The sequence below is a fragment of the Glutamicibacter sp. AOP5-A2-18 genome, assembly GCF_052446055.1.
Taxonomy (GTDB): domain Bacteria; phylum Actinomycetota; class Actinomycetes; order Actinomycetales; family Micrococcaceae; genus Glutamicibacter.
The window spans coordinates 1,362,860-1,375,118 of the sequence record NZ_JBQSVW010000001.1; the positions used below are offsets into that span (position 1 = coordinate 1,362,860).

General features: G+C 54.2%; 13 protein-coding genes. 4 read left to right on the forward strand and 9 right to left on the reverse strand.

All coding sequences use genetic code 11. From position 1 onward, the window contains the following. Positions 1-353 precede the first annotated feature (353 nt). Complete coding sequence (locus ACT3RW_RS06485) at positions 354-887, forward strand: GNAT family N-acetyltransferase (RefSeq protein ID WP_131087945.1); 534 nt, start codon at positions 354-356, stop codon at positions 885-887. Positions 888-954: 67 nt separating this feature from the next. Continuing rightward, entirely contained in the window at positions 955-1,431 is a 477-nt protein-coding gene (locus ACT3RW_RS06490) for an SRPBCC domain-containing protein (protein ID WP_262197961.1), read from the forward strand. A gap of 11 nt (positions 1,432-1,442) precedes the next feature. Here the strand turns inward: ACT3RW_RS06490 and ACT3RW_RS06495 are convergent, their stop codons facing one another. The 4 genes from ACT3RW_RS06495 to ACT3RW_RS06510 all read right to left on the reverse strand — a co-directional run bounded on the left by ACT3RW_RS06495 (position 1,443) and on the right by ACT3RW_RS06510 (position 4,520). Beyond that, positions 1,443-2,036 carry a dihydrofolate reductase family protein gene (locus ACT3RW_RS06495; RefSeq protein ID WP_444613205.1) on the reverse strand — a complete coding sequence of 198 codons (594 nt, stop codon included), beginning with the start codon at positions 2,034-2,036 and terminating at the stop codon, positions 1,443-1,445. A gap of 108 nt (positions 2,037-2,144) precedes the next feature. Further along, positions 2,145-2,831 carry a hypothetical protein gene (locus ACT3RW_RS06500; protein ID WP_444613206.1) on the reverse strand — a complete coding sequence of 229 codons (687 nt, stop codon included), beginning with the start codon at positions 2,829-2,831 and terminating at the stop codon, positions 2,145-2,147. A gap of 113 nt (positions 2,832-2,944) precedes the next feature. Further along, a complete protein-coding gene (locus ACT3RW_RS06505; RefSeq protein WP_444613207.1) occupies positions 2,945-3,403 on the reverse strand; it encodes a MarR family winged helix-turn-helix transcriptional regulator in 459 nt (152 codons plus the stop codon). Next, on the reverse strand, positions 3,387-4,520 hold the full coding sequence (locus tag ACT3RW_RS06510) for an LLM class flavin-dependent oxidoreductase (protein WP_444613208.1): 1,134 nt from the start codon (positions 4,518-4,520) through the stop codon (positions 3,387-3,389). The genes ACT3RW_RS06505 and ACT3RW_RS06510 overlap by 17 nt, the downstream gene beginning before the upstream one ends. Positions 4,521-4,838: 318 nt before the next feature. On the opposite strand from ACT3RW_RS06510, the gene ACT3RW_RS06515 reads away from it, so the two are divergent. Both ACT3RW_RS06515 and ACT3RW_RS06520 read left to right on the forward strand, forming a co-directional pair. Then, on the forward strand, positions 4,839-5,225 hold the full coding sequence (locus ACT3RW_RS06515) for a DUF6153 family protein (RefSeq protein ID WP_444613209.1): 387 nt from the start codon (positions 4,839-4,841) through the stop codon (positions 5,223-5,225). Between the two features lie 95 nt (positions 5,226-5,320). Next, positions 5,321-5,935, forward strand: coding sequence for a DUF305 domain-containing protein (locus ACT3RW_RS06520; RefSeq protein WP_131087951.1), 615 nt, complete (start codon positions 5,321-5,323; stop codon positions 5,933-5,935). 101 nt (positions 5,936-6,036) lie between these two features. Here the strand turns inward: ACT3RW_RS06520 and ACT3RW_RS06525 are convergent, their stop codons facing one another. From ACT3RW_RS06525 to mgrA, 5 genes are all read right to left on the reverse strand, one after another. After that, positions 6,037-6,459, reverse strand: coding sequence for a DoxX family protein (locus ACT3RW_RS06525; RefSeq protein WP_444613210.1), 423 nt, complete (start codon positions 6,457-6,459; stop codon positions 6,037-6,039). After that, complete coding sequence (locus ACT3RW_RS06530) at positions 6,452-6,871, reverse strand: organic hydroperoxide resistance protein (RefSeq protein ID WP_131087953.1); 420 nt, start codon at positions 6,869-6,871, stop codon at positions 6,452-6,454. Before ACT3RW_RS06530 ends, ACT3RW_RS06525 begins: the two co-directional genes overlap by 8 nt. 44 nt (positions 6,872-6,915) lie before the next feature. Then, positions 6,916-7,359, reverse strand: a complete 444-nt coding sequence (locus ACT3RW_RS06535; RefSeq protein WP_242632426.1) for a MarR family winged helix-turn-helix transcriptional regulator — start codon at positions 7,357-7,359, stop codon at positions 6,916-6,918. Positions 7,360-7,529: 170 nt separating this feature from the next. After that, positions 7,530-10,886: an efflux RND transporter permease subunit gene (locus ACT3RW_RS06540; RefSeq protein WP_444613211.1), complete on the reverse strand. Its 3,357-nt coding sequence runs from the start codon at positions 10,884-10,886 to the stop codon at positions 7,530-7,532. A gap of 188 nt (positions 10,887-11,074) precedes the next feature. Continuing rightward, the gene (gene mgrA / locus ACT3RW_RS06545) at positions 11,075-12,106 is read right to left on the reverse strand and encodes an L-glyceraldehyde 3-phosphate reductase (RefSeq protein WP_444613212.1); all 1,032 of its coding nucleotides are present in this window, start codon (positions 12,104-12,106) and stop codon (positions 11,075-11,077) included. Between the last annotated feature and the right edge of the window lie 153 nt (positions 12,107-12,259).

Consider the following 12,259-nt stretch of genomic DNA (forward strand, 5'->3'; position numbering starts at 1 on the left):
GTCCATTCGGATCTCGAGTGATGTGCTGCTCATTTCATCACTAATCGCCCTCCGATTCAAGGTTTCTGCAATTGGTTGAAGACGAATGTTCTACTTGCCTGCGGTTTATCGAAGCCAGTCTTCATTGGTGTCAAAAGGTGAATGTCCCGGTCAGAGACAGGTGGATACGTCATCTTGTGCCTGCGGCTGCGAGTTCAATTATTACGATGTGTTCAGCCAGCGGTGGAAGCGATACCGGTAGTTATGAGCTGGCATGCACAAACGCTTTTGAATGAGGTGGTCGGCGAGCATATTGATCGGACCTGACGCCCCGAACGGGTTGATCAATCTGAGAGGAGAATTTTTCTTGCTCGGTGAGTTTTGATAAGTTTGCGATCATGCATATCCGTCCAGAAGTCTTTGATGACCGTGCTGCGGTGTATGCAGTTACGCATGCAGCCTTCGCCGGAATAGACCCGATGGTGGAACCTGAAGAGGTCTCACTTTTGCAAGAACTGTTCGACTGCGACGAGTATGACTCCAGGTTCTCGTTGGTCGCTTTGGATGGCACCGCTGTCATTGGCCACGTGATTGCCACGTGGGGGAACATCGCTGGCGTACCGACTCTCGGGTTAGGCCCACTAGCGGTAGCCCCGGAATACCAGCACCGCGGCGTCGGATCGATCTTGATGCAGAGCATCCATGATCAGGCCGAAGCAGAAGCCCTTGGTGGAATCGTCCTCTTGGGTGCTCCGGGCTATTACCGCCGATTTGGATATGAGCCGGCACTCGCGCGAGGAATCAACCCGAGCGACAGCACCTGGGGCGATCATTTTATGGTCCGGGTCTTTGATGAGCGGAAGCTGCCCACCGGTCATTACCAGTATGCCAAGCCCTTCGGTGTTTGACTCAGAATTCTCGGTAAAAAAGTAGCAAAGTGTTGCCTGAGCCTACCGCTACGCGTAGACATGAAACATGGCATCAGATCAAGATTTAGAGCAACTGTCCTTCACCGTCTCAGGATTTATCTCCAAAGAGATCTCCGAGGTTTACGAAGCCGTTGCTGATCCCGAAAAACTCTCTAGCTACTTCACCACTGGTGGGGCTAAGGGCCGTGCTGAAACCGGGGAAACGCTCACCTGGGATTTTCATGATTTCCCTGGCGCTTTCCCGGTCAAAGTCATTGAGGCGCAGTCCCCAAAGAAAATCGTGATTCAATGGGGCGCTGAGCACACCACCTCAGATAACGCGATGAACACCGTGACCTTCGATTTCACTTCCGTTGATAATGACACACGAACTAAAGTCGATATCACCGAAACCTCGTGGCAAGCCACCACTGATGGCGCCAAAGCGGCCTTTGGCAATTGCATGGGATGGACCGGGATGATGGCCGCGATGAAAGCTTGGCTGGAGTACGGCATCAACCTGCGTGAGGGTTTCTACAAGTAATCCCGACGAATCTAGCGGCGACGTCGGTAGTACACGTGGGTGGCTAGCGAAGTTTCTCGTCGTGAGTAACGGTCCATATGCGACTCGATTGTTTCTACGGTGATCGCTTCGCCCTTGCCGAGCTGAATCGGAGCGATATGTAGGCGCAGTTCATCAATGAGTCCCTCGTTCAAGAACTGCACGATCGTGTTGGCGCCGCCAGCGATGGCTACCTGCCCTTCGCCGGCAGCTTCCTTGGCTTCGGAGAGCGCCTCGTGAATTCCGCGGGTGACAAACTGAAAACTTGTGCCACCATCAAGGCGAAGTGTGGGTCGAGGGTGGTGGCTTAGTACAAAAACCGGTGCGTGGTACGGAGGATTATCGCCCCACCAACCGCTCCAGTCGGACTCAAGGGCTTGTTCTGGTGGGCCAAACATATTCAGGCCCATGATGAACGCTGAGGCTTCGGTAATGGCCGCTATCTCGGCGGTATTTTCCTCGGTGCGCTCAAGTTGCCACCGATGCAGTTTCTCTCCGCCTTCGCCTAGCGGAGTTTCTAAGCATTGATTCGGTCCGGCGCAGAAACCATCAGAGGAAACCGTAACATCGCAAGTAACTAGCCCCATCACTAGACCTCAATTCATCATCGGAGAAACGCTTTGAGTATTGGTACTCCTACAGTGAACCGGTCAGAGAGTAGATGCAAGCAAATCACGCACGGAACGCGTCGAAGCTTAGGAATCAGCGTCCTTAGGAACACCAACAACATTCCACACCGTGGCGGCGTGCTTCTTTAGTAGTGCAGATTCCAAAACTATGGCGGCCTTGCGGTGAACACACGTCACCCATCTGACTTCACCGTCTAGGCGGTCAATGGCGCGCCTTGCCACAGACTCAACTTTGTCTGCGGTTCCAGCTTCGGCCTGTTGGAGTAGTTCTTTCACCCAGGCGGGATCTGCCAGTGCCCGATCCATGGCATGTTTGCCTAGGCCGGAGGTTGCGCCCTTGCCGGAAGAATAGATTTTTAACCGACCGCGCACACCCTTGCCGTTTCGTTCGCCGGCAGCTCCGATATACAGCGGTGGATTTGAGTCGCTGCCTTGCTGGCGAAACATGTAAACGCCAGGAAGCGCAGGTGCTTCGTTGGCTGCCTGAGCAAAGGGGATCCATTCGGACCAGTCCAGCGATTCTAAGGTTTCGTCGCTGATAGGTACCAGCGGTGCATTCAGCCCAGGGGCGCCAGCGAATCCGAGCTGGGTGAGCAACGCGGGTTGCAGGTGCCAGTTGCCTCCGGGCTTATTTGGGATTTGGACACCGCCCTTGGGGCGCTGCTTTTGAAGGTAAGTTCTTAGATCCTTGGTAGGAACGCCAAGCTGGCTAGCTGCTACGTCTAACGAAAGTAGCTGCTCATCTTCTAACAATGATCTTCCTTCGGTGCTGGTCTAGGTCCGACTATTTTGTTGCCTAGTTCAATGGTGCCAGAAAACCCGGTAGGCGGGGCGCGAGCCTGACCTACCGGGTCTGTGATGATGAACTAGTCAATAGCGCGGTGCAACTTGGTGCTCAACCGTTCTAATTCGTGAAATTCTTCTTCGCTCAGTGCTGAACCCAAAAGCTCATGAAGATGTTTAACATGCTCACGGCCGATTTCCTGCTGAACTTTGAGACCTTGATCGGTCAGCGAGAGCCGTGAGGCCCGTTGGTCATCTGGATCTGCTTCACGGACTACCAAGCCTCGCTCTTCTAAGCGAGTGATCATTCGACTCAAACTTGGTTGGGTAATGAGCAGATGTTTGTTCAGATCAACCATGCGGCTTTTACCTTCGGGGCAGTTGCGCAAATTGAACAATACGTCGTATTCGCGCATGGAGAGCTTGCCGAACTCGGGCATCGAATTGATGTGACGCATGACCGCCACCTGTGCTCGGAAGAGTGACTCCCAAGCATCGGTGGTGCTCTTGAGCGAGGCTACCGGTTTACTGGTCTCGGTCACTTGCTACTGGCTCCTTGGTATTTGCTAAGTCAGCTTCCATTTTAGCCCGGCGAGCTACAACCAAGCGTTCATGGGTTGGAGCTGGAGTCAGGTCGTTTGGAGCACGTGACTCCATTTCTTTGCGCAGTTCTGGCAAGACGTACTCACCAAACATGTCCAACTGATTCAGCACGGTCTTCAGTGGGAGACCTGCATGGTCCACCAAGTAGAGCTGGCGCTGGTAGTCGCCAAAGTATTCCTGGAAGGTCAGGGTCTTTTCGATGACCTGCTGTGGGGAACCAACGGTGAGCGGAGTTTGTGCGGTGAAATCTTCCAACGACGGACCATGGCCATAAACCGGCGCATTATCGAAGTATGGACGGAATTCTTTCACCGCCTGCTGCGAGTCCTTGGCCATGTAGAACTGGCCGCCAAGACCAACCACTGCCTGATGTGCTTTGCCGTGACCGTAGTGCTCGTAACGCTCACGGTACAGGTTGATCAGCTGCTGGTAGTGCTCCTTTGGCCAGAAGATGTTGTTGGCGAAGAAACCGTCACCATAGTAGGCAGCGATTTCAGCTACCTGTGGGGTACGGATTGAGCCGTGCCAGACGAACGGTGCAACATCATCAAGCGGACGCGGGGTGGAGGTGAAGTTCTGCAGGGGAGTACGGAACTTTCCTTCCCAGCTCACCACATCCTCATCCCACAGTCGGCGCAGTAGGTTGTAGTTCTCAACGGTCAGGTTCACTGAGTCCTGCATGTTTTTGCCAAACCATGGGTACACCGGTCCGGTGTTACCGCGGCCCAAGACCAAGTCCACACGACCATTGGAAAGGTGCTGAAGCATGGCAAAGTCTTCTGCGATTTTCACCGGGTCATTGGTGGTGATCAGCGTGGTGGTGGTTGAAAGAATAATTCGCTCAGTTTGCGCAGCGATGTAAGCCAGGGTAGTTGTCGGCGAGGAAGAGAAGAATGGACGGTTGTGGTGCTCTCCGATGGCGTACACATCCATACCAATTTCTTCTACCTTTTTAGCGATAGCTACCGAAGCGTCGATGCGCTCCTTTTCGGTCGGGATACGGCCGGTGGTTGGGTCGCGGGTGATGTCGCTGACTGAGAATACTCCGAACTGCATTTCCACTCCTGAATCTATGGGCTGTTGCGATGTGCGCTTGCCTCAAATTTATATGCGTATGCATGTAATAACAAGTTGAAGCGTCAAATATTCCCGAAGGCTTAGAAAGCTCGCTGTCAGTTCCGATGGCGCAAGAAGCGGTACCAGCTATACAAGGCGTCGTACGCAGCGATGCTGGATGGGACTCGGTGACGGGTGCTGACCATGAGTAGTGATCAATCTCGCCGGGTTTCGCGACACCGGTGATGATTGGTTATCGTAGTGAAGATGAATCAATCTAGTAGCGTTGTGCGCCTCGGTCAGCGGAGGATTCCTCCGATGACCTTAGTACGCATGGCGTTGCTCGTTGCTTCAGTTTTTGTCGGCCTGCTTTCCATGCATGTGCTGCTGGCACCGGCCACACAACCTCAGCCAGTTCCAGCAACGAGCCATGAACAGATAGTTGCCCATCATGGGGCTCGCGCCTCTGCCGATGCCAAGAGCGTTCCAGAAGGATCGCACGGTTGTGCTGACTGTCCGATGGACCATGACATGGCAGCAGTAGGCTGCGTTCTCGCCTTGCTGGCGCTTTTGCTACTTGTGCGCCCTCCGAAGGTTCTAGGTATTTCCGCTGTGGTGGAGAGTATCTATCGACCAGTAAATGCCACCTCACGAGTATGGGCGACGAGGCCGGATTTGACCGCGTTGGGGATTTGTCGAACGTGAAATATTGGCAGGCGCTATCTTGACCTGCCGTTTCGCTCTTTTGTGCCAAGGCTATGCCGGCACACGACATCTTTCACCCAACGTAGGAGTTTTTCTTGAAGGACAAAAATCTATATTTCAGCGCCCTGGCGCTAAGCACCCTGTTTGCATTCACCGCTTGCGCAGCCGAATCCGGGCAGGTGGCCGAACCAAGTTCCTCGGTTCACGACAGCGGACATCACGCTTCCTCGGCGCCAGCCACGGAATCGGGTGCCGCCAATTCGGCGGATATGAGTTTCGCCAGCGGAATGAAGGCCCACCATCAACAAGCTCTGGACATGTCCGAGGACCTGCTGAGCAAGGAAGATATTCCACAAGAGGTTCGGGAGCTGGCCGAAAAGATCAAGTCGGCTCAGGGGCCGGAAATTGAACTCATGAACAGTTGGCTAGCCGATTGGAAAATGCCTCAAGGCATGGATCACGGTCAAATGAACCACGGTGACGGCATGATTTCAGATGAAGACATTGCGGCCCTGAAAAAGGCCGAAGGAACTAGCGCTGCAAGGCTCTTTCTGCAGCAGATGATTACGCATCACGAAGGCGCGGTCGACATGGCCAAGACTGAAGTGGATCAAGGGTCAGATGCTGAAGCGATCAAGCTTTCAAAAAACATCATTGAAGATCAAAATCGTGAAATTCAAGAGATGAAAGAGCTGCTTAGCGGACTCTAACCTCGACGCTGTGCTGCTTGCCTTTGGGGCAGTGAGCATTAGATAAAACTAAACGGTGAGTGCCGCATGGCACTCACCGTTTAGTTGTACTTATGAGGTTTTCAGCTCTTTGAACGCAACTGATCGCGGTCACGCCAAGCTCCGGTTCCCCAGAGTGCCAGTGCAACCAGCACCGGCTGGAAGAACAGCCGAGCCAATCGCTTGCCATCGGTATCTAAACCGAAGGCATCGCGGTGATCCAGTAGCTGTGCGATATTGCCGGGGAATACTGCGACAAAAAACAGTGCCACTATCCAACCGACGTGAACACGCTTCTTGAGCAGGGTCAGTAGCGATAGACCTAGACCCACTTCTGCCACGCCGGACAATATAACCACTAAGTCAGGATCCAACGGAAGGCTCTGTGGAACTTGCGCCTGGAATTCTTGGCGTCCAAAGCTCAGGTGGCTAACGCCCGCGTAGGTCAGGAATGCGCCGAGCACAAGGCGTGCTGTGTGCCTTGGCTTGCTGAGTTGATTAGTCATCAGAAACGGTGACGGTCACGTCGATGTTGCCACGGGTGGCGTTCGAGTATGGGCACACGGCGTGAGCTGCATCAGCGAGTTCCTGAGCTGCGTCGTGATCCATTCCGGGGATGATAACTTCCAGCTCTACCGACAGCTTGTAGGCATCACCGTCGCGGTGCAGGTTAACTCGGCCACCAACGCTGGAGTCCTCAACCTTGATCTTGCGTGCACGAGCCACAGTGTTTAATGCGGAGTGGAAGCAGGCCGAGTAGCCGGCAGCAAAGAGCTGCTCTGGGTTGGTGCCAATTCCGGTTCCGCCCAATTCTTTAGGGGCAGTCAAAACCAGATCAAGACGGCCATCCGGGGTCTGTGCGCGACCTTCGCGGCCCTGGCCGGTGGACAATGCTTCTGCGGTGTACAAGGTTTCCATGGTTCTGCCTTTCTTAGGGGGAATACGTGCTGGTGGGCAGTAAATTATTTGCTGTCCATAGTTGGGATCTCTTGCATTGATTCGGTAAGCCGATGCAATGAGTTCACCAAAGCTTTGGCGCTGGCGATGTCGGGTAGGCCCGTGCCGCAAGCGATTTGTTCTGGGATATGCGCTAGTTCGTTGCGTAGATTGTTGCCCTGCTCGGTGAGTAGAACGTTGACTACGCGAGTGTCTGTCTCGCTGCGTTGACGCTTGATGAATTCTTTGCTTTCCAGTCGGCGTAACAGCGGGGAGAGCGTTCCGGAATCCAGCTGGAGCATCTCACCGATTTCTCGTACCGGCTGCGATCCTTCATTCCAGAGGATCACTAGGACCAGGTACTGGGTGTAGGTCAGTTTCCACGGAGCTAGCAGCTCAGTGTAGGCCCTGGTGGTAGCTCGGGTTGCCGAGTACAGGGAGAAACAAACCATTTCATCAACTATCGCCATGCATTAATCATTGCACGTAATTAGATTGTGCGCAACTTAAATTTGTGGTGAAGTACTTCACGCGGTCATGATGTCCACGCTGAGCAATTGGCTGAGACTCTGAAGATGAAAAACGGCGGACCAGACACCGTTAGTTTGGTGTCTTGTCCGCCGCCTAGTCGAAGCAGAGATTATTCTTCAGAAGCCTTAGGGGACTTATTGATCATCTCTTCAATCGTCCGTCGTTCGCGACGTGTGCTCGGGATCTGGCCGGTCATGGGATGAACCACTGGGTCCTTCGAGACAGGAGCCTTAGAAGTCTTACCTTCGGCTTTGTCAGTTAGGTCGGTTTCTGACTTTTCAGGCTTCTCGCCTTGAGCCGTCGACTCACTGGCCGGGGCAGTGACCTTTGCTGTGGCCGAATTCATCGCCAGAGCAAGATCAGCGGAATCGGTCTGTTGTTGTGAGGAGTGCTTGCGGTTGGCCCGACGTGCCTCACGCTTTTCCTTGCGGGACTCCACCAAGCGGTAAAGCACCGGCACCAGGATCAAGGTCAGCAAGGTAGAGGTCACCAGGCCACCGATCACCACAACAGCCAGAGGCTGAGAGATGAAGCCTGACTGTCCAGTCAATCCAAGACCCATTGGAATCAGCGCAAAAATGGTGGCCAATGCGGTCATCAGAATCGGACGCAAACGTTGACGCGCACCATGGGTGATGGCATCTTCCAGACTCATGGCCGCACGCTCAGCGGAAGGCTGACGATATTGGTTGATCAAGTCGATCAGCACAATCGCGTTGGTGACCACAATGCCCACGAGCATCAACATACCAATCAGCGACGGCAGACCCAGCGGGATGCCCGAGATCAGCAGCAGACCGATGGCGCCGGTGGCAGCAAATGGAATGGATACCAGAAGCACCAGTGGCTGAATCAATGACTTAAAGGTGGCCACCATGATGACGTAAACGATGGCTACAGCAGCCAGCAATGCGAGGTAGAGCTGGTTGAACGAGTCTGCCTGCTCGGTGGCAGCGCCACCAATTTCTGCGCTGGCACCTTCTGGAAGATCGACCGAATCAAGCTTGGTCGTGACTTCCTTGGAAACCTTACCCAGCATGTTTTCATCCGGGGTCAGCGTCACCGTAGCGATGCGCTCACCGTTAGAGGTGGTGACCTGCTGGACTACCTTGGTGCGATCAACCTTGGCCAGATCCTGCAGCTTCTTCGGACCAGTTGCAGTAGGGATCTGCAGGTCGCGGAGCTTCTGTACGCTATCGAGCTTGAGCCCCTCACCAATCTGTACCGTCAGGTCGGTGTAATCAAGGCGAAGCTTGCCGGCTGGAACAGGGGAGACCTGGCCAGCGACCATTCCGGCCAGCTGGGATTCGGTCAGACCCGCTGCTGCGGCCTTATCTGCATCGATGTCGATGGATACCTGCTCACGTTCAGCCGAGAGGTTGTCGGTAATACCGGAGACATGCGCGGTGTCCTCAAGCGCCTCACGCATAGTCGCTGTGGCTTCCCGCAAGCTGTCTTCATTAGGAGCTTTGATCTCCACGGTGACGTCACTTGAGGTCATAGCCGAAGAATTGGAACCGTAGGTGACGGTCATGTCCTTGGACAGATCAAGGGAATCAACTTGCTCGTGGATCGTATCGGTCAGCTTTTCCTGATCTGCGTCCTTATCGGTAATGACGGTAAAGCTTGCGGTGTCTGAACCGGAAGCAAACATGGCCGCCATGCCGCTGGCGGTACCGACGGTCATCTGAACGTCTTCTACACCATCAATGTCGCCAAGCTTAGACTCAATCTTCTTGGCTTCATTAGTGGTTGTATTCAACGCGGTACCCGAAGGCATAGTGGCCTTGACCGTGATGGAGTTTTCGCCGGTAGAACCCAGCAGGTTGGTGTTCAGCAACGGGGTCATGGCTACGGTGCCAGCCAAGATCAGCGCTGAGGCCAACAAGGTGATGACCGGGTGCTTCTGGGTAGATTTCAGCACTGGCTGATAAGCCCGCTGCATCCACGACTTATCTTCAGCAACGTGAACCGTGCGCGCCTTGGTGGTCCCTGGACGGTGCGGTAAGAACCAGTAGGCCAAAACCGGAACGATAGTCAAAGAGACCAGAAGTGAAGCGAGCAGTGCGATGGTCATGGTTAGCGCGAACGGGCTGAACAGTTCACCAGCCATACCGCCTACCATTGCGATAGGTAGGAAGACTGCCACCGTGGTCAGCGTTGCAGCCGTGATAGCACCGGCAACTTCCTTGACCGCTAGCAAGATGGACTGCGCCTTGGATTCACCAAAGGCAAGGTGTCGTTTGATGTTTTCAATGACCACAATCGAGTCATCAACCACACGGCCAATGGAGATGGTCAGTGCGCCCAAGGTGAGCATGTTCAGGGTGTAGCCAAAGACGTTCATTCCAATGAAGGTCATCATCAGCGACAGTGGAATCGAGATTGCGGTGACCAAGGTGGAACGCACTGAGAACAGGAAGATCAAGATAATGATGACCGCAAAACCAAGGCCCAGCGCACCTTCGATAGCCAAGTGGCTGATCGAGTCTTCAATAAATGGTGCCTGATCAAAGATCGTGGTCATAGTGGCCTTGTGGCCCAGCTCGGACTGAAGGTCCTCAACCATGTCAGCAACCGCGTGGGAGATGGCAACGGTATCGCCATCTGGGGTTTTGGTCACCGAGATGGAAAGAGTTTCTGCACCGTTGGTGCGGGTGATGCTGGTTGCTTCATCGGCCTTGACCGAAACATCTGCAACGTCCTTGAGCAGGGCTGGTCCATTATCCGTAACGATCGGGATGTTCTTGATAGCATCCAAATTATCCGGGGTTGAGCCGGCAATAACGGGCAACTGGAGACCGTCCACGTTCATATTGCCCACCGGAATTGGTGAGCCGGCGTTCTCGATGCCGTCCTTCAAATCGGAGACGGTCAGCCCGGCACGGGACATCTCAGCGTTTTTCGGTTTCACCGCAATGTGCTGGGTCGCACCACCAGAAACTGAGGCTTCACGGACTCCGTCAATCTTCTGTAGCTTGGGAAGTGCAATTCGCTTAACGTCGTCATTAAGCGATTCCAAGGACTCATCCGAGGAGACAGCAAGCATCAGTACCGGAAGATCTGCGATGGAGCCGGCCAGCGCTGTTGGCTCAACGTCATCAGGTAATTGGGACTTGGCGTTAGAGATCGCGCGGTCTACTTGAGAACGGGCACGATCCATATCGGTGCCGTACGCAAAGGTTAACGCAATACGGGTGAATCCGGCCTGCGAGGTAGCGCTGGAAGATTCAAGACCCTCAACAGCCTGCAACGCCGTTTCAAGCGGAGCGGCAACCTGCTCATCGATGACATCAGGACTTGAACCTGTTTGGGTAGCCATGACGGAGATCTGCGGGAACTCCATGGAGGGGATTAGTTCCTGTTTTAGTGATCCCATGGAGATCACACCAAAGATGGCGGCGAAGACCGTAATTAGCGCAATGAGCGCTCGGTTCTTCAATGACAAGGTGGCCAAGCGTTGCATGCGGGTGTAGTCCTAGCTAGGTCGCAGTACGGATGAAGTGCTTGGAACCAATTCTAGTTTGTTGCGCATGCGCAACTGTCCACTAAAGAGTCAAAACGGTAAAGATCATCCGTGAGGAGTAGTGGCACAAACAAACCCCTCGCGGACTGTTGTCCGCAAGGGGTTTGTAAGTTCTTCAAGTGCGCGGGTTAGGCACGGACGTTGCCACCAGCAACAGCCGCAAATTTGTCGATTATTTCCAATTCTTCGGTGGAGAACTCAAGATTATTGACCGCAGCCAACGAGTCTTCCAACTGCTTCACGCTCGATGCACCAACCAAGGCCGAGGTCACTGGCGTGCCAAGTGGCTGGTCGCGCAGCAACCACGCGATAGCCATCTGAGCCAACGACTGCCCGCGCTTGGCAGCAATATCGTTGAGCCCACGGATACGGTCCAGGATCTCGTCGGTGATTGCCGACTCGGAGAGGAATCGTCCCTTGGTGGCGCGCGAGTTTTCCGGGATTCCATTCAGGTACCGGTTGGTCAGCAAACCCTGGGCCAATGGCGAGAAGGCAATAGACCCAGCACCTACCTGCTCCAAGGCTTGGAAGACGTTAGGGCTCTCTGCTTCGGTCCAGCGGTTAAACATTGAGTAGCTTGGCTGATGAATGAGTAGTGGAGTGCCAAGTTCCTTGAGGATTCGTGCTGCCTCAAGGGTCTGAGCAGGGGAGTACGAGGAGATGCCTGCGTACAGTGCCTTGCCTGAACGGACCGCTTGATCCAGTGCGCCCATGGTTTCTTCTATAGGTGTCTCAGGATCTGGGCGGTGGCTGTAGAAAATATCTACGTAGTCCAGGCCCATGCGTTCTAGGGACTGGTCAAGGCTGGACAGCAAATACTTGCGGGAGCCGCCATCGCCGTAGGGGCCAGGCCACATGCGGTGACCGGCCTTGGAGGAGATGACCAATTCGTCGCGGTAAGGCTTGAAGTCTTGGGCCAGGTGGCGTCCGAAGTTCGTTTCAGCGGTACCATCCGGTGGACCGTAGTTATTGGCCAGATCAAAGTGTGTGACACCTAGATCAAAGGCACGGCGCAGGATTGCGCCCTGCTCGTCAAAGCGTTTGTCATCGCCAAAGTTATGCCACAGTCCCAACGAAATAACGGGAAGCTTCAGACCGCTACGTCCAACGCGGCGGTAGGGCATGGAGTCGTAACGGTTTCCCGCTGCGGTATAGGTCATTGGTACCTTTCAGCATTCCGCGCGGGGTTGGCCGGCGCAGGAAATTTTGAGACTAAAAACAGTTAGTGTGAAGTTGACAACCTTTTTGAGGATACAGGAATTGTGATCTGTGGTTCTTGGTGTGGCCCGTGTGGAATTAAATTGTTCGGAGCA